We start from the raw sequence: 17,036 nt of genomic DNA, 5'->3' as shown, positions 1-17,036 counted from the left end.
GAACGTGAGCTCTCCGGATGTCGCCACCCGCCCCGCCCAGGATCCCGCCGCCCCGGTCTGTCCCGCCGTCGCCTTCGAACAGGCCGAGGCGGCCATCGTGGAGCACTATCCGCGGCTCGTGCGGATCGGCTATCTCGTGCTGCCGCCGAGTCTCGGCCGCAACCGCCGGGTCCTGACCGCGCACGCGCTGGTCCAGCGCGCCCTGCCCAGGGGCCGCACCCCGGGCGAGGCGCCGGCCTTCCCGGAGCAGCGGGCGGGCGGGGCCGAGGGCCGGCGCGGCGATCCGGGCTATGCGTATGTACGGCTGCGGGTGCTGCGGGCCGCGCTCGAGGCGGGGCTGCCGCTGCGGCGCCTGGCCTGGCCGAAGCGGGCCCAGGTGCCACCGCTGCTGCCGCAGGTGTGGGGGCTGAGGCTGTTCCCGCGTTCGGGCGGAGCCGATGAACTCGCCCTGGACCAGCGGCTCTCCGCCCTGTCCGGTCCGGCCCGCGCCGTCTTCGTGCTGCGCGGTCTCGAAGCGCTGCCCGACTCCGAGGTACACGCGATCCTCTTCGCGGCCGGAGTCGACGATCCGTTCGCGGCGCTGGCGGAGGCGGACGCCCTGGAGGAGGGTGTCCGCGGCACGGACGATGCGGACGGCCCGGAAGGCGCGGAAGGCCCGGTCGACCCGGGTGGCCCAGGTGGCCCCGGTGGCCCCGCTGGCCCCGGTGGCCCCGCTGGCCCGGACCCGTACGAGCTCCTGGACTCCCCCGAGTTCGACCCCTGCTCCCTGCAGGCCCGCCCCACCGACCTGGTGCGCCGCCGCCAGCACATCAAGGCGGCCCTCGTCGCCACCGCCGCGCTCGTCGTCTGCGCCGCGCTGCTCGGGCTGCCCGGCGAGGGCTGGGGTCCACGGGGCGCCGCGGCACCCTCGTATGCGAGGAACCCGGCCTCCGAAGCGGCCCTCGACCCGGACCGGCTGACCACCGTGGCCGCCGGGGTGTGGAAGCGTTCGGCCCGTACCGATTTCTCGGTCTGGCCCGCGCGCGGCTCCCTGACCGGCGACAAGGCGCTGCTGCGGCGGGCGCTCGCGGTGTGGGCGCGGCCCGGCGGGAGCGTGCAGGTCTCCGCCACGCCCGGCACCCCCTCGGGCGGACCGCCGGGGCCTCCGCAGCTCCTTTACGCGGGTGAGGTGGACCAGGCGCGGGTCGTGATCCTGTACGACGGGCTGCGGATCGCGCGGTATGCGGAGCCGGCGAAGGGCACGAGCGGCGCGGCCCTGGACCTCGCGCGGGTGGACGGCGCCGGTGCGGCCACGGCGAGCGCGCTGGTCGTGAACCGGGTCGACGGCAATGTCCGTTATCTCACGGCTCCCTGGGTGCGGGAGGCGGCGGTCCGCGACCTCGCCGATGCCTCCGCGAAGCCGCGTGAGTTGCGGCGCGGCGAGGACGGGGTGACCGATCCGGTGGCCGGCCGGGTGGCGGCCGGATCGGGGCGGGCAGCGGGCGGCTGCACGTCCTGGAACGTCCTCGAACTCGGCGACCACGACACCACCCGCACCGTCACCGACCTCGGCGAGCTCACCCCGGCGCATCTCACCGCGGGCCGCCCGGGCGCGCCGCGCGAGGTCTCGGGCGGCAAGGCCCGCGAGAGCTGGGCCAGGACCGCCTGTCTGCTGCCGACGGTGGCCTCGCAGGGGGTGCGGTCCGTCAACTCCTGGGCATACGCGTCCCAGGAGCTGCCCGAGGACAACGGCACCGCGAGCTGGGTGTGCACCCGCGCCGACACCTGGCGGGGCGCGGGCAGCCGTACGCTCGCCCAGTTCCAGGCGCAGGGCAAGCCGACCGGGGCGATCGCCGCGCGCGCCGAGGATTCGCCGGCCTGCGGGCCGCGCGATCCGAAGGTGCTCTCGGGGGTGCTGTGGAAGTCACGGGACGGCGCCTGGTACCTCCTTGCGGCGGGCAGCCGCCAGGTCGCCTCGATCACCGCCTCGGGCGGCGTCGAGGCCTCCGCCGAGGGCAGCACCCTCGCGGCGCCCGCCGAGGAGGGCGCCCGCGCGGAGCTGGACGGGCGCCTGGCGAACGGGGACCGGGTGGACGCCCTGCGCTGAGCTTCGCGCTGTGACAACTCCTGGCCGCAGAGGGGTGTTGCACAGCGCTTACCCGCCAGTACATTGACGCCATGTCTAATACGCAGGTCCGGCTCCCGCAGCCCGTCACCTCGGAGCACGTCGCGCTGAAGGCACGCAAGGTCTCCTTCGCCTGGGAGGAGACGCCGCTGCACTGGATACCCGGCGACCCGTTCACCACGCACACCATCAACGTGCTGCATCTGCTGCTGCCCGCGGGTGAGCGCTGGTTCGTGCACGTCTACAAGCAGGTCCTCCCGCACATCAGGGACGAGAAGCTGCGCGAGGACGTGATCGGGTTCATCGGGCAGGAGGCGATGCACGCCCAGGCCCATGACGAGGTCCTTCCGCACCTCAAGGAACAGGGCCTCGACCCGGCGCCGTACCTCGCCCAGGTCGACTGGATGTTCGAGAAGCTGCTGGGCGACCGGACGCTGCCGCCGGGCAAGGCGCGCAAGTGGTGGCTGATGGAGCGGGTCGCGCTGATCGCGGCGATCGAGCACTACACGGCGTTCCTCGGCGACTGGGTGCTCAACGCCGAAAGCCTGGACCGCAAGGGCGCCGATCCGACGATGCTGGACCTGCTGCGCTGGCACGGCGCCGAGGAGGTCGAGCACCGCTCGGTGGCCTTCGACCTGTTCATGCACGTGGACGGCGGCTACGCGCGCCGGGTGCGCACCTGGGCCACGGCCTTCAGCGCCCTGGTCTTCCTCTGGCAGCGCGGCGCCCGCTTCTTCATGGAGAACGATCCGAGTCTCACCGACGGGCGGGCCACCTGGCGCCAGTTCCACGCCAAGGGGCGGCAGGGCGTGCTGCCCACAGCCGGGGCGATGGCGCGTTCCATCCCGCGCTATCTGGACCGCGCCTACCACCCTTCGCAGGAGGGCTCCACGGCCCAGGCCGTCGCCTACCTCGCCTCGTCACCGGCCGCGCTCGCCGCGGACGCCCGCGAGAAGGGCGCCGCCTGACATGCCCCGACTGCGTACCGTCGCCGCCGTGGCCGGTGCGGCGCTGCTGACCCGCCGCGCCCTGCGCCGCCGGATCCGGCGCTCGCCGCTGTGGCCGCTGCCCGCCCTGCCGGTGCCCACCTCGGGCCGCCCGCGCGGGCGGGCGCTCACGCTGCGGCTCGGACGCCGCGAGGAGATCGCCGAAGGCGTCGTACAACTGCAGCTGCACGGTCAGGACCTGCCGCCCTGGGAGCCGGGAGCGCATCTGGAACTGAGCCTGCCCTCGGGCCTGGTGCGCCAGTACTCGCTGTGCGGCGATCCGGCCGACTCCACCACGTACACCATCGCCACCCGCCTGGTCGAGGACGGCCGGGGCGGCTCGCGCGAGGTGCACGAGGAGCTGCGGGAGGGGATGCGGCTGCAGGCGCGCGGGCCGCGGAACCGGTTCGCGCTGAAGTCCTCGCACGCGTACGTGTTCATCGCGGGCGGGATCGGCATCACGCCGATCCTGCCGATGCTGTACGTCGCCGAGGCCTCGGGCGCGGACTGGCAGGTGCTGTACTGCGGGCGCAGCCGGTCCTCGATGCCGTTCCTCGCGGAGGTCGAGAAGCTCGCCGGGCCGGAGCGGCTCACGGTCGTGGCCGAGGACGAGGCGGGGCGGCCGGATCTCGGTGCGCTGTTCGCGGACGTGCGGCAGGCGGCAGACGTGTACTGCTGCGGACCCGAGCCGCTGATGGACGCGGTGGCCGCACGGCTGCCCGCCGGGTGCACGCTGCATCTGGAGCGGTTCACGGCGGCCGGCCCCGTCGAGGGCGACGAGCCCTTCGAGATCGAACTGCGGCGCAGCGGCCGTACGGTGACCGTGGCCGCCGACGAGAGCGCGCTCACGGCCGTACGGCGGGAGTTGCCGGACACCGCGTACTCCTGTCAGCAGGGCTTCTGCGGAACCTGCCAACAGCGGGTGCTCGCCGGGGAGGTGGACCACCGAGACGAGCTGCTCGACGACGGCGAGCGGGACGGCTCGATGCTGATCTGCGTCTCGCGGGCGCGTGGCGGAAAGGTCGCCCTTGACCTGTAGGGGCCGGTCGGCGAGTGGCCGTTAAGGTGTTCATATGACCACCGGGGTGCGGCGCAGGATGACGGTCGAGGAGCGGCGGCAGCAGCTCATCGGCGTGGCGCTGGAGCTGTTCAGCCACCGCTCCCCCGACGAGGTCTCCATCGACGAGATAGCGGCGGCCGCGGGAATCTCCCGGCCGCTCGTCTACCACTACTTCACCGGCAAGCTCAGCCTGTACGAGGCGGCGCTGAAGCGGGCCGCCGAGGATCTGGCCGGGCGGTTCGTCGAACCCTGCGAAGGGCCGCTCGGGGCGCGGCTGCTGCGGGTCATGGGCCGGTTCTTCGAGTTCGTCGACGAGCACGGGCCGGGGTTCTCGGCGCTCATGCGGGGCGGGCCCGCGGTGAACGCGGGCCTCGGGGGCGCGCCGGACACGGCCGCCGACACCTACGCGCTCATCGACTCGGTGCGGCAGGCCGCGTACGAGGAGATCCTGCGGCACCTCGGGATCGGGCAGCCGCCCGCGCGGCTCGAACTCGTCATCCGCTCCTGGGTGTCGCTCGCAGAGTCGACGGCGCTGCTTTGGCTGGACGGGCGACGGATTCCGCGCCGGGAGCTGGAACTGCAGCTCGTACACGACTTCGCGGCGCTCATTGCGGTGAGTGCCGCGTACGACGAGGAGATGGCGCGGATCCTGGCACGCGTCCTCGAAGACGAGCCGGCGGACGGCCCGTTCGGGGAACTGGTGCAACGGCTGGTGACGCTGGCACCGCGGCCTCAGCCTCAGGCACGGCCCTGAGACCTGAGGCCTCAGACCTCCGACGTCAGGCCTCCGACCTCAGACCTTCGACCTCAGACCTTCGAGTACGACCCGTCCAGGTCCCGTACCTCCACCGAGACGTGCCCCTCGACGGCCGTGCCCGCCACGTACGAACCGGCCAGTTCGACCACCGCCGAAGCCAGCCGCTTCTTGACCTCCTCACTCCGCCCCGCGAGCAGCGCGATCTCGATGTGCAGCACACCCGGGCCCCCCACGTCCGCACCGATCACGTTCTCCTCCGTGACACGGAACCGCGTCTTGCAGGCCGCGAGACGGGCGTCGGCGAGCTCCACCACGAGCGGGTGCAGCGCGAGAGCGAAACCGCGCCGGTCGAGGGACTCGGCAAGGTGGGCGGGGTGGTCGACGGTGATCTGGGGCATGGCGTACTCCGGGTTGCTGGCCTGTGCTCAGAGCTGTTGTCAAACCCCGCTCCGGGGCCCGAGGGTCTGATCGAAGCGGAGTTCGACAACAGCTTCCTACCGCCGAGCGTACGGCGGACCGGCCCGCCGATCGCGGCCGGACCCCGCCCTCGCATACTGAGCGGCATGATCACCACACAACTCGCCTACCGGCAGGCCACCGACTCCCCCGCCGACCTCACCGCCCTCGTGGCGCTCTACGACGGGGCCGCGCGGTGGATGCAGGAGAGCGGGATCGATCAGTGGAAGCCGGGCGAGAAGGGCGAGGAGCACTTCCGGCGGCGGATCGCGGAGGGCGAGGTCTGGATGGCGTACGCCGCCGGGGAGCTCGCCGGGGCGTACGAGCTGTGGTGGGAGGACGTGCCCGCGTGGGGCGAGCAGCCGCCGGTGGCCGGGTACGTGCACCGGCTGATGACCCGCCGCGGCGCCCCGTCCGGCACCGGGCGCGCCCTGCTCGCGGACGCCGAGCGCCGCACCGCGGCGGCGGGACGCACCCTGTGCCGCCTCGACTGTGTCACGTCGAACCCGCGGCTGCGCGCGTACTACGAGGGGGCCGGGTACGCGGTGGTCGGCGAGCAGCCCTTCAAGGAGGGGGCGGGCGGCAGCAAGTACGGGGTGACGCTCCTGGAGAAAGCGCTCGCCTGAGGCCCTGCCCACGTCCCTGGGCGCTCCGCCGGGTCCCGGAGCCCCCTGCCGTCACTGCGGCGCCCAAAGGCACCGCGGTGACTGCAGGGGACGGGCCGGTCAGCCGCGGGTGAAGACCGCGACGGTACGGCCCGGTACGGCGAAGGTCCCTGTCTCCGCCTCGTACGAGGCGGACTTGACGACCGTATCGCCGCCCGCGGCCTGCACCGGATGCAGCCGGTAGCCGCTGTCCGCGAGCGCGTCGAGGCGCTGTGCCTGCCGCTTCGGGGTCGCGTTGAAGACCACCACGAGGTCACCGAGACGCATGGTGATCACCCCGGGGGTCTCCTGCGCGCCGGAGAGCGGGAAGGACAGTTCGCGCTGCACGGCGGCGAGATCGTCGAGCCGGAAGGCGGGCTCCGTCGTGCGGATCCGCAGCAGGTCGCGGTAGGCGGCCGAGGCCCCGTCGATCTGCGCGCAGCCCACGGTCGGCACGCCGGTCAGGAGCGGCTTGGCGAAGGGCCACTTGTCGCGGTTGTCGGCCGCGGGCGGCAGTCCGCGGCCGAAGCCGTTGCCGTCGCGGCAGTCCCAGTGGATGGCGTTGAACCAGTCCCCGCTGTCGTAGGAGTTGCGGTCGAGGGACTTGGAGCGCAGCAGGTCGCTGCCCGCCTGGGAGAGCGAGGGCCCTTGGGACAGGGCCGCGGTGGCCATGGAAAGGACCTGCATACGGGCCCGGTCGTCGGCGCTCACACCCGGCGGGAGCTTGTAGGCGAGCGCGTCGTACAGGGTCTCGTTGTCGTGGGCGTCGGCGTAGGCGAGTGCCTCGCCCGGAGCGGCCGCGTATCCGGCGGGTGCCCCGTTGTAGTCGACCTCGGAGCCCTTGACCTCGCGGCCTGAACTGTCGGTGAAGGTGTAGTCGGCGAGGTTTCCGGTGAGGCCGACCTTGATGAGGTCCTGGTAGTGCAGGAGCCGCTGCTTCTGCTCGGCCGGGGTGCCGTTCGCGGGCGAGCCGTTGGGCTCGGTGTGCAGCCCGGAGCCGAAGCCCTGTACGCGCGGGTCGGCGTCGAAGGGACCGCCGCCGCGTACCGCGTCGCGTGCCCGGTCGGAGAAGGTCGCGATGCCGGTGCCGACCATGTTCTCCTGCGTGGCCTGTTCGAAGCGGGCGTCGTCGGCGATCTCGCCGAAGTTCCAGCCCTCGCCGTAGAGGATGATCTTCTTGCCGTCGACCCCGTCCTTCTCCGGGGTCAGTGCGTCGAGCGCCTTGCGCACGGCGAGGATGTTGGCCTTCGGGTGGTGGCCCATGAGGTCGAAGCGGAAGCCGTCGACCTTGTACTCGCGCGCCCAGGTGACGATCGAGTCGACGACGAGCCTGCCCATCATGGCGTTCTCGGGCGCGGTGTTCGCGCAGCAGGTGGAGGTGGCGACGCTGCCGTCGGCGAGCAGCCGCTGGTAGTAGCCGGGCACGATCTTGTCGAGCACGGAGGTCTTCGCCTGGCCGCTCGCGGTGGTGTGGTTGTAGACCACGTCCATGACCACCCGCAGGTCCGCCTCGTTGAGCGACTGCACCATCTCGCGGAACTCGACGGTGCGCCGGGGGCCTTCGGGATCGGTGGCGTAGGAGCCCTCGGGGACCGTGTAGTGGTACGGGTCGTAGCCCCAGTTGTACGCGTCCTTCGCGGCGGTCTGTGCGATGCACTCCTGCTGCCGCTCCGAGTCGGCCGCGTACTGCGCCGGATCGCAGCCGACGCCCTTCGCGTCCCGCTCGGGGATGGTGGCGATGTCGAAGGCGGGCAGGAGATGGACGTACGAGGTGCCTGCCGCCGCCAGCTCGCGCAGGTGCTCCATGCCCCGGCCGGAGGTGTCGCCGAAGGCCGCGTACGTGCCGCGGTGCGCGGCCGGGACCGTCGGATCGGCGACGGAGAAGTCCCGGATGTGCAGCTCCTGGATCTGCGCCTGGCTCAGCGGGACGGCCTTCGGCTTCTTGAGCTTCGACCAGCCCTCGGGGGCCAGGGACTTGGCGGACAGGTCCACGATCAGGGAGCGCTCGGAGTCGGTGGTGAGGGCGACGGAGTACGGGTCGGTGACCTTGTTGGTGACGACCTTGCCGACGCTGGGCGCCCAGACCTTCACCACATACCGGTAGGGCTTCCCCTTCCAGGACCTGCGTCCCCTGACCGACCAGACCCCGGTGTCCTCGTCACGCTTCATCCCGAGCCTGCGGCCGTCGAGTTCGAGCGCCACGGACTGTGCGGTGGGCGCCCACAGCTTCAGCGTGGGCACGCCCTTCGCGTCGAAGACCGGGCCGAGCGAGGTGCCGGTGGCGTACAGGTCGTCGAGGACGCCGGCGAGCTGGACGCCGGTCCCGGCGAGCACGGCGCCGTTCGCGGCGCGCTGGGTGGCGACCACCCGGCCGCGCAGGGCCTCGCGTACCCGGTCGCGGTCGCGCGGGTCGACCTTCCAGGCCGTGTAGGCGGCGAGGTGCGGGAACTTCTGCTTCTGCGCGTCCGTGAGCGAGGTCTTCGACAGGCGCAGCCAGCGCGCCCGGTCGAGGTCACCGTTCCGCGCGTACAGGAGCTGGGTGGAGACGGCCGACTTCACGCCGTTCCAGGCCACGGTGTCCTGGTCGAGCCAGATGGCCTCGGCCTTGGTGTAGTCGGGCTTGGTGGCCTTGGGCTGCGGCAGCAGATACCGCTCCTGGCCGCTCATCAGCCAGACCTCGTGTCCGGTGGTGGCGAGGTCGAGTGACTGGTCGGCGGGGAGGTCCTTCTCGTCGCCCTTGTGCAGGATGTAGCTGAGCGAGGTGGCCCCGTCCGCGAGCGGCACCTCGTAAACCGCGCCATAGGCATCGGTGCGGGACGGCAGGAGCGGCTTCGCCCAGTCGGTGGGGTTCGCGGCGCCGGTCCAGGTGTGCAGGCCCCAGCCCTCGTAGTCGCCGTCGGGGCGGTGGTAGTGCAGGACGGCCTTGTTCTTGTCCTGCGGCGGGTAGGCGCCGTCCGGTGCGCTCGTGGCCTGCCCGTCCTTGCCCTGCTCGACCCAGACCTCGCCGGTGTCGGCAAGCGGGAGGGTGCGCTGCGGGCCGTCCGGAGTGCCGGACTTCTCGATGGTGTAAGGGAGTTGAGTGGCGCCTTCCGGCAGCTTCACCCAGGCGAAGGCGCCGTAGGCGTCCCGCCCGCTGAAGTCCGCGGTCCGGTCACCGGACTTGAGCTGCCAGCCGTCGTAGTCGCCGTCGGTCCGCTGATAGTGCACGACCGCGTACTCGCGCTGCACCGCACTCGGCGGGGGCTCCACGGGCGGCGCTCCCGCCCTGGTCTCCGCGAGATCGCTCGCGGTGCGGCCGTCGGAGGAGACGGCGACGGCCTTGTAGCGGACGGAGGTTCCGGCCGGTGCGGTGATGTGGTGCGTCACCTTGTACGGCGCGTGGTCGGCGGAGCCGAGGACCCGCCACTTGCCGCGGCCCTGCTGTGCGGCGAAGACGACCCGGTCGAGCTGTCCGCCGTCCACGTCGGCGGTGAGCTCGACGCGGCCGGTGGCGCCCGCGGCGGGGGCCTTCAGACTCAGCGAGGGCGCGGCGGCGGGCTCGGCGAGCGGTGCCGCGGCCTTGAGGACCAGGCTGCCGTACGCGGGGACGGTGACCTCGACCTTCCGGTCACTGCCGCTGGTGAAGCTGCCCGAACCGCCGTGGACGGCCCGGAAGTCCATGCCCGCCGATCCGGTGGGGACCTGCACCTTCCGTGGTTCGCCCGCGTTGTTGACGGCCACGACGTACTCGACGCGCGAGCCGGCGTCCGTGCGGGAGAAGGCGTACACCGAGTCGTCGGCGTACCGCTCCTGCTGCACCCCGTCCGCGAGCGCCGGATGCGCCCTGCGGAGTTCCGCCAGCTCGGCGAGCTGCCGGTACAGGGGGTGCCGCGGGTCGTAGGCGGAGGTGGCGTGGGTGCGGTCGGTGCCGAGCTGGTCGTCGTCCAGGTAGTCGGCGGTCTTCGAGGCGAAGAGGGTCTGGCGGGCGTCCTTGTCGCCGCCCGCGCCGGTGAAGCCCTGTTCGTCGCCGTAGTAGACGACCGGGTTGCCGCGGGAGAGGAACATCAGCTCGTTGGCGAGCCGGTAGCGGGCCAGGAGTTCGCTCTCGTCGGCCTCGGGGTTGTCCTGCTTCAGGAAGGTGCCGAAGCGGCCCATGTCGTGGTTGCCGAGGAAGGTGACCTGCTCGTACGCGTTGGACTTGCCGCTCGTGTACTTGTAGTCGTCGGCGAAGACCTTCGCCAGGCGCTTCGCGGAGCCGCCCTGGGAGGCGTAGGCGCGGGCCGCGTCCTGGAAGGGGAAGTCGAGCGTCGAGTCGAGGCGGCCCTCGGTGACGTACGGCGAGGTGATGTCGGTGTCGGCGGAGTACACCTCGCCGAACATGAAGAAGTCCTCGCGGCCCTTCTTCTTCGCGTAGGAGTCGAGGGCGGTGGCCCACTCGGTCCAGAACTTCAGGTCGACGTGCTTGACGGTGTCGATCCGGAAGCCGTCGATGTCGAAGTCGCGCACCCAGCGCTTGTATATCTTCGCCATGCCCTCGACGACCTCGGGACGCTCGGTCCACAGGTCGTCCAGGCCCGCGAAGTCGCCCTGGGTCGAGGACTCGCCGGCGAAGGTGGAGTCACCCCGGTTGTGGTACAGCGTGGGGTCGTTGAGCCAGGTGGGCACCTTGCGCTCGCCGCCGTCGCGTACGACCGGGGTGTACGGGAAGGTCTCCGTGCCCGGCTTCCTGCGCGGTGGGGCGTCGTCGGCGTACGGGCGGCCCTTGGCGTCGAGGTACGGGTAGGCGCCGGCGGGCTTGTAGCCGTACTCCTGCTCGGCGTGGTCGATCAGGTCGGCGGTGTGGTTGGTGATGACGTCGAAGAAGACCTTCATGCCCTTGTCATGGGCCTTGTCGATCAGCCGCTCCAGGTCCTTGTTGCTGCCGAAGTGCGGGTCGACCTGGGTGAAGTCGGTGATCCAGTAGCCGTGGTAGCCGGCGCTCGCGTCCTTGCCCGCGCCCTGGACGGGCTTGTTCTTGAAGATCGGCGCCATCCAGATGGCGGTGGTGCCGAGGCCCTTGATGTAGTCGAGCTTTTCGGTGAGGCCCTTGAGGTCGCCGCCCTGGTAGAAGCCCTTGTCGGCGGGGTCGAAGCCGGTCGTCAGGCGCGAACCGGTCAGTCCGCCACGGTCGTTGGCCTTCTCGCCGTTCGCGAACCGGTCGGGCAGCACGAAGTAGAACTGCTCGCGGGTCAGGTCGTGGCGGGAGGGTTCGGCGGCGAGCTTGGCGTCCGAGGGCGGTGGGGGCGGGGCTTTCGCCGCGGCCGGTACGGCCGGAGTCAGTGCCGCGAGCAGCGCGACTGCGGTCGCGGCGGCGGCTCTTCGGGCATGCGGGCGTGCACCGGTCACGGTCCGGATCTCCTTGTGAGGTGGAAAGTGTGCGGGCCGCTTCACAGCAGCGGGGTATGGATAGGCGTGAAGCGGCCCGCGGCTCAGGGGGCGCGTCCTGGCGGGAAGGTGCTCAGGCGCGCCAGGTGTCGTTCAGGGTCACGGTGCCGCTCGCGGGCACCGTGAACGAGCGGTTGGCACCGCTCTCCCAGGTCACCGCGCCGTTCGACTCCTTGCGGATGTACTTGTACTCGCAGCCGGTGCCGACGGGCAGCGCCACGTCCAGCTTCCAGACGGGGTAGGCGGCCGGGTCGAGCTTGAGGGCGCTGCCGGTGTTCCAGGCACCGAGCTCGGCGCAGTCGCCGACCACGTAGATGTTCTGGCCCCAGACCGTGGTGGCGTTCACGTTGAAGGACGCGCCCGAGGTGACCGGGCCGGGCTCGGGGCCGGGCTCGGTCGTGCCGGTGCAGTCCCTGGCGCCCGTGTGCAGGGCGAGGGCCGTACCGGCCTCGACGGTGGCCGTGAACTGGCCGGAGCCGTTGACGCTCACGCCCTTGCCGCTCTGTACATCGCAGTAGTCGCCCGCCGCGAGCGAGGTCTGGAAGGTGCGGGTGAGCGCGGATCCCTCGTGGTTGATCGCCACGTACGCCTTGTCGCCGCGGCCGAAGGCGATCCGGTCGCCGCCGTTGTCCCACCAGTCCGTGACGCCCTGACCGCGCGCCTCGTTGCGGAAGGCCACCATGGACGAGATCTCGTTCCAGGCGTGCTGGCACTTCCAGCCGTCGCGGTAACAGGCGTTCACCGTGCCGGAGTCGGGCGGCCCGGCGTCCTTGTCGGACCACTCGTATCCGGAGTGGATGTCCGGGGAGCCGTACGGCCAGGCCAGCATGAAGACGTTGGCGAGGGTGTAGGCGGAGCCGTTCTTGTAGTTCAGGGTGTCGCCGACGCGCTCGGTGTCGTGGTTGTCCACGAAGACCGCGGACTTCCCGGACTCCATGAAGCCCCAGCCCTCGCCGTAGTTCTTCAGGTGGGCGAGGTTCTCGTTCAGGAAGGTCTGCTTGAGGCCGCGGGCGTAGCGGAACTCCTGCACATCGCCGTTGCCGAGGTACTCGCTGGGCGAGACGGCCTCCCCGTCGCCGTGGATCGCCTCCTGCTTCCAGTAGGCCCCGGGGTCGGTCAGCCGGGACTTGATGTCCGCGAGGTCGCCGGCGGGCATGTGCTTGGCCGCGTCGATCCGGAAGCCGTCCACGCCGAGCGACAGCAGGTCGTTGAGGTAGCCGGCGATGGCCTGCCGGACGTACTCCTCGCCGGTGTCCAGGTCGGCGAGGCCGACCAGCTCGCAGTTCTGTACGTCGGCGCGGTCCCGGTAGTCGCCGATCTCGGAGCGGCAGTCGTCCATGTCCGCGCCGGAGTAGAGCCCGGGGTAGTCGTACTTGGTGTACGGGGAGCCACCCGTGCCGGTGCCGTCGCCGGCCGCCATATGGTTGATCACCGAGTCGGCGACGACCTTGACGCCCGCCGCGTGACAGGTGTCGATCATGTTCTTGAAGGCGGTGCGATCACCGAGGCGTCCGGCGATCTTGTAGCTGACGGGCTGGTACGAGGTCCACCACTGGCCGCCCTGGATGTGCTCCTGCGGCGGGGAGACCTGTACGTAGCCGTATCCGGCCGGGCCCAGCGTGTCGGTGCACTCGCGGGCGACGGAGTCGAAACGCCACTCGAAGAGGACGGCGGTGACGTCCTTCTCACCGGGCGGTGCGGCCTGTGCGGTGGGGGCGCTCAACACGGCGCCCGCCAGGCCGGCCGTCGCGAGGGCGACGACGGCTCTTCGGGCTCTGCTGCGGGTCATGGGTCCTCCGGCTCTGAGGAAAGTGGATCCAGTGACGTGCTGACGTGCTGACGTGCTGAAATGCGGGCGTGCTGACGTGCGGCCTTGCTCCGCGCCGTACGGGGGCGGCTCACAGCGGATCGCCCTCGTACGGCGCGTGGTGGAACGGACTTGCTCAACGCCGCACTTGGGCCGTGGACCCTCGCACGACGAGCTCCGGCTGGAACACGAACTCCGTGGGCTGTACGGGGTTGCCGTGCAGTTCCTCGAGGAGAGCCCCCACCGCCGCCGTGGCCATCGCCTTGACGGGCTGGCGCACGGTGGTCAGCGGCGGGTCGGTGAACGCGATCAGCGGCGAGTCGTCGTAGCCGACGACGGACACCTCGCCCGGTACCTCGAAGCCGCGGCGGCGCGCCTCGCGGACCGCGCCGAGCGCCATCAGGTCGCTGGCGCAGACCACGCCGGTGCAGCCCTGGTCGAGCAGGAGCCCGGCGGCCGCCTGGCCGCCCTCGACGCTGAACAGGGTGCGCTGGACGAGCAGTTCGGCATCCCCCCGCGGAAGGCCGAGCAGCTCGTGCAGCGCGTCGGTGAAACCCTCCGCCTTGCGCCGGGCGGGTACATAGCGGGTGGGGCCCACCGCGAGCCCGATGCGCTCGTGGCCGAGCTCGACGAGGTGCCGTACGGCCATGCCCGCGGCCGCCTTGTCGTCGGGTGAGACGAACGAGGCCTCGATCTCGGGGTGGTAGCCGTTGACGAGCACGAACGGGATACCGCGTGCGCGGAGGCGTTCATAGCGCGCCGGGTCGGCGGTGGAGTCGGCGTGCAGGCCGGACAGGAAGACGATCCCGTTGACGCCGCGCTGTTCGAGCTGCTCGACGAGTTCGTCCTCGGTGGCGCCGCCGGGCATCTGGGTGCAGAGCACCGGCGTATAGCCGTGTCCGGCCAGGACCTGCTCGATGACCTGGGCGAAGGCCGGGAAGATCGGGTTGGTCAGCTCGGGGATCACCAGGCCGATGAGCCCGGCGCTGCGCTGCCGCAGCCGGGTGGGCCGCTCGTAGCCGAGCACGTCGAGCGCCGCGAGCACCCGCTGCCGGGTGGCGGTGGCGACGCCCGCCTTGCCGTTGAGCACCCGGCTGGCGGTGGCCTCGCTGACGCGGGCCTGGGCGGCTATGTCGGCCAGGCGCGGGGCGGGGGTGTCCCCGCCCCGCGCGGTGGGGATGCTCACGTCTGCCACCAGAGCGTGCAGTTGGCGGGCAGCTCGACGTGCTGCCCGTCGTCCGCGGGTGCTTCGGCGCCGCTGGACAGGATCACCTTGCCGCCGGGCGCCGGCATGCGTACGGGCTCGTCCGTCGTGTTCGCCGTGCAGACGAAGCCGCCTTCACGGGCGAAGGCCAGCACGCCTTCGGGCGCGGGCAGCCAGCGCACGGACTCCCCCGCGCCGAGGCCGGCATGCGACTGCCGCAGGGCGAGCGCCTCACGGTACAGCTCCAGGGTCGAGCCCGGGGCGCCGCTCTGCGCCTCGACGCTCAGCCCGGCCCACTCCTCGGGCTGCGGCAGCCAGCTGCCGCCCGCCCCGAAGCCGTACGAGCTGCCTTCCCTGGTCCAGGGGATGGGCACCCGGCAGCCGTCGCGGAAGCCGTCCTGGCCGGCGACCCGGAAGAACGAGGGGTCCTGGCGGGCCTCGTCGGGCAGGTCGGTGACGTCGGGCAGGCCCAGTTCCTCGCCCTGGTAGATGTAGGCGGAGCCGGGCAGCGCCAGCATCAGGAGGGTGGCCGCCTGCGCGCGGCGCAGCCCGAGTGCGCGGTCGCCGGGGGTGCGCAGCTGGGTGCCGAGGCCGGGCGGGTTGGCGAAGCGGGTGACGTGCCGGGTGACGTCGTGGTTGGACAGGACCCAGGTGGCGGGCGCGCCGACGGACTTCATGGCGGCGAGCGAGCTGTCGATGACCTCGCGCAGCTCGGCCGCGTCCCAGGAGGTGGCCAGGTAGTGGAAGTTGAAGGCCTGGTGGAGTTCGTCCTCGCGTACGTAGCGGGCGGTGCGCTCGACGGTCGGCGTCCAGGCCTCGGCGACGCCGATCCGCTGCCCCGGGTACTCCTCGATCACCTTGCGCCAGGAGCGGTAGACGGCGTGTACGCCGTCCTGGTCGAAGAACGGCATCGAGGCGTTGCCGAGCAGCTTGAGCTGGTCGTGGCTGCCGATGTCGGGCAGGCCTGGGGCCTTGACCAGGCCGTGGGCGACGTCCACGCGGAAACCGTCGACGCCCAGGTCGAGCCAGAAGCGCAGGATGGAGCGGAACTCGTCGGCGACCGCGGGGTGTTCCCAGTTGAAGTCGGGCTGCTCGGGGGCGAACAGGTGCAGATACCAGTCGCCGGGCGTGCCGTCCGGGTCGGTGGTGCGGGTCCAGGCGGGTCCGCCGAAGACGGATTCCCAGTCGTTGGGCGGCAGTTCGCCGTCGGCGCCGCGGCCGGGCTTGAAGTGGTAGCGCGCACGCAGCGGGGACGACGGGCCTTCCTTGAGGGCGCGCTTGAACCAGTCGTGCTGGTCCGAGGAGTGGTTCGGCACGACGTCGAAGATCACGCGCAGGCCCAGTGCGTGGGCCTCGCGGATGAGCGCCTCGGCGTGCTCGACCGAGCCGAACATCGGGTCGACGGCGCGGTAGTCGGCCACGTCGTAGCCGGCGTCGGCCTGCGGCGAGGCATAGAACGGGGAGAGCCACACCGCGTCGACGCCGAGCTCGCGCAGATACGGCAGCCTGCTGCGTACGCCTTCCAGATCGCCCATGCCGTCTCCGTCGGCATCGGCGAAGCTGCGCGGATAGACCTGGTAGATCACGGCATCGCGCCACCAGTCGGCGGAGAGCTCAGAAGTCATGTCGTCCCTGTGAGTCGGGTGGTTCGTCAATACGGGCTGATCGGTCACGACTTCTCCGTCACGGCTGCTCGGTCGGGATGGTCAGGACGTCTCGGTCACGGCTGTTCATCACTGCGGTTCGTCACTGCGGTTCGTCACGACTTGGTGGCACCGGCGGTCAGTCCGGCCACCAGGTGGCGCTGGGCGAATCCGAAGATCACCGCGGCCGGTACGGCGACGATGACGGCGGAGGCGGTCAGCGAACCCCAGTCGCTGGTGTACTGGTTGACAAAGGTCTGCAGTCCGCCCGCGAGGGTGAGGTTCTCCTCGCCGGTCATGAAGGCGGAGGCGTAGGCGACCTCGGCCCAGCCGGTGATGAAGCTGTAGAAGCCGGTGACCGCGAGGCCGGGCTTGGCGAGCGGCAGGATGAGCCGCCAGAACACCCCGAAGGGGTTGAGCCCGTCGACCCGTCCGGCCTCGTCGATCTCCACCGGGATGGTGTCGAAGTAGCCCTTCATCATCCAGGCGCAGAACGGGATCGCGATCGTCAGATAGGTGATCACGAGGCCGGCCGGCTGGTTCAGGAGCCCCAGGTTCGCGAGCAGCGTGTACAGCGGCACGATCAGGACGGCCACCGGGAACATCTGCGTGATCAGGAGCAGCCACATCAGCGGCCGCATCCCGGGGAACTTGAAGCGGCTGACCGCGTATCCGGTGGTCGAGGAGATGAACACGCCGATCACGGTGGTCAGGCCGACCACGATGAGCGAGTTGCCGAGCCAGGTGAGGAACTCGGTCTCGTTCAGGACGTGGTCGTAGTTGCCGAGCGTGAAGTCCTTGACCAGGTCGGTGGTGAAGGCCTCGCTCTTCGGCTTGAACGAGGTGACGAGCAGCCACAGCGGCGGGAAGACCGCGATGACGCTCGCCACGAGGAGCGTGAGGTGCAGGCCGGCGGAGGCGAGCGGGCCGCGCTCGCCGCGCAGCCGCGGCTTCTTCTTTGTCATGGTCTTG

The 17,036-nt window shown here is 71.4% G+C and carries 11 protein-coding genes; 5 read left to right on the top strand and 6 right to left on the bottom strand.

The annotated features are described in order from the left end of the window. Positions 1–4 precede the first annotated feature (4 nt). The 4 genes from ACLF6P_RS14890 to ACLF6P_RS14875 all read left to right on the top strand — a co-directional run bounded on the left by ACLF6P_RS14890 (position 5) and on the right by ACLF6P_RS14875 (position 4,904). Positions 5–2,086 carry a hypothetical protein gene (locus ACLF6P_RS14890; RefSeq protein ID WP_415950732.1) on the top strand — a complete coding sequence of 694 codons (2,082 nt, stop codon included), beginning with the start codon at positions 5–7 and terminating at the stop codon, positions 2,084–2,086. Between the two features lie 71 nt (positions 2,087–2,157). Beyond that, positions 2,158–3,072: a metal-dependent hydrolase gene (locus ACLF6P_RS14885; RefSeq protein ID WP_415950731.1), complete on the top strand. Its 915-nt coding sequence runs from the start codon at positions 2,158–2,160 to the stop codon at positions 3,070–3,072. A gap of 1 nt (position 3,073) precedes the next feature. Next, the gene (locus ACLF6P_RS14880) at positions 3,074–4,129 is read left to right on the top strand and encodes a PDR/VanB family oxidoreductase (protein WP_415950730.1); all 1,056 of its coding nucleotides are present in this window, start codon (positions 3,074–3,076) and stop codon (positions 4,127–4,129) included. A gap of 34 nt (positions 4,130–4,163) precedes the next feature. Next, on the top strand, positions 4,164–4,904 hold the full coding sequence (locus tag ACLF6P_RS14875; RefSeq protein WP_415950729.1) for a TetR/AcrR family transcriptional regulator: 741 nt from the start codon (positions 4,164–4,166) through the stop codon (positions 4,902–4,904). 53 nt (positions 4,905–4,957) lie between these two features. Here the strand turns inward: ACLF6P_RS14875 and ACLF6P_RS14870 are convergent, their stop codons facing one another. Further along, positions 4,958–5,305, bottom strand: a complete 348-nt coding sequence (locus ACLF6P_RS14870) for a 5-carboxymethyl-2-hydroxymuconate Delta-isomerase (protein ID WP_415950728.1) — start codon at positions 5,303–5,305, stop codon at positions 4,958–4,960. A gap of 165 nt (positions 5,306–5,470) precedes the next feature. Here ACLF6P_RS14870 and ACLF6P_RS14865 point away from each other — a divergent pair, with 165 nt between their 5' ends. Beyond that, positions 5,471–5,989 (top strand): GNAT family N-acetyltransferase, encoded by a 519-nt coding sequence (locus tag ACLF6P_RS14865; RefSeq protein ID WP_415950727.1) that lies wholly within the window; start codon positions 5,471–5,473, stop codon positions 5,987–5,989. A 99-nt stretch (positions 5,990–6,088) separates the two neighbouring features. On the opposite strand, the gene pulA is transcribed toward ACLF6P_RS14865, so the two are convergent. From pulA to ACLF6P_RS14840, 5 genes are all read right to left on the bottom strand, one after another. After that, on the bottom strand, positions 6,089–11,371 hold the full coding sequence (pulA, locus tag ACLF6P_RS14860; RefSeq protein WP_415950726.1) for a pullulanase-type alpha-1,6-glucosidase: 5,283 nt from the start codon (positions 11,369–11,371) through the stop codon (positions 6,089–6,091). Positions 11,372–11,483: 112 nt separating this feature from the next. Next, positions 11,484–13,199 carry a carbohydrate-binding module family 20 domain-containing protein gene (locus tag ACLF6P_RS14855; RefSeq protein ID WP_415950725.1) on the bottom strand — a complete coding sequence of 572 codons (1,716 nt, stop codon included), beginning with the start codon at positions 13,197–13,199 and terminating at the stop codon, positions 11,484–11,486. A 154-nt stretch (positions 13,200–13,353) separates the two neighbouring features. Next, positions 13,354–14,403 (bottom strand): LacI family DNA-binding transcriptional regulator, encoded by a 1,050-nt coding sequence (locus ACLF6P_RS14850; RefSeq protein WP_415950724.1) that lies wholly within the window; start codon positions 14,401–14,403, stop codon positions 13,354–13,356. Next, positions 14,400–16,046, bottom strand: coding sequence for a glycoside hydrolase family 13 protein (locus ACLF6P_RS14845; RefSeq protein ID WP_415950723.1), 1,647 nt, complete (start codon positions 16,044–16,046; stop codon positions 14,400–14,402). The genes ACLF6P_RS14850 and ACLF6P_RS14845 overlap by 4 nt, the downstream gene beginning before the upstream one ends. A gap of 134 nt (positions 16,047–16,180) precedes the next feature. Beyond that, complete coding sequence (locus tag ACLF6P_RS14840) at positions 16,181–17,029, bottom strand: sugar ABC transporter permease (protein WP_415950950.1); 849 nt, start codon at positions 17,027–17,029, stop codon at positions 16,181–16,183. Positions 17,030–17,036 lie beyond the last annotated feature (7 nt).

The sequence above is a fragment of the Streptomyces lothianensis genome (genome assembly GCF_047779955.1).
In the GTDB taxonomy this organism is placed as follows: domain Bacteria; phylum Actinomycetota; class Actinomycetes; order Streptomycetales; family Streptomycetaceae; genus Streptomyces.
The sequence above is the reverse complement of the archived record's forward strand: the minus strand, read 5'-3'. Positions and strand labels throughout refer to the sequence as shown.

What these genes read in the sequence shown, in the direction of transcription:
- ACLF6P_RS14870 (WP_415950728.1), bottom strand. Translation starts at nt 5,305, where the DNA reads ATGCCCCAGATCACCGTCGACCACCCCGCCCACCTTGCCGAGTCCCTC.
- ACLF6P_RS14855 (WP_415950725.1), bottom strand. Translation starts at nt 13,199, where the DNA reads ATGACCCGCAGCAGAGCCCGAAGAGCCGTCGTCGCCCTCGCGACGGCC.
- ACLF6P_RS14880 (WP_415950730.1), top strand. Translation starts at nt 3,074, where the DNA reads ATGCCCCGACTGCGTACCGTCGCCGCCGTGGCCGGTGCGGCGCTGCTG.
- ACLF6P_RS14885 (WP_415950731.1), top strand. Translation starts at nt 2,158, where the DNA reads ATGTCTAATACGCAGGTCCGGCTCCCGCAGCCCGTCACCTCGGAGCAC.
- ACLF6P_RS14845 (WP_415950723.1), bottom strand. Translation starts at nt 16,046, where the DNA reads ATGACTTCTGAGCTCTCCGCCGACTGGTGGCGCGATGCCGTGATCTAC.
- ACLF6P_RS14875 (WP_415950729.1), top strand. Translation starts at nt 4,164, where the DNA reads ATGACCACCGGGGTGCGGCGCAGGATGACGGTCGAGGAGCGGCGGCAG.
- ACLF6P_RS14840 (WP_415950950.1), bottom strand. Translation starts at nt 17,029, where the DNA reads ATGACAAAGAAGAAGCCGCGGCTGCGCGGCGAGCGCGGCCCGCTCGCC.
- ACLF6P_RS14865 (WP_415950727.1), top strand. Translation starts at nt 5,471, where the DNA reads ATGATCACCACACAACTCGCCTACCGGCAGGCCACCGACTCCCCCGCC.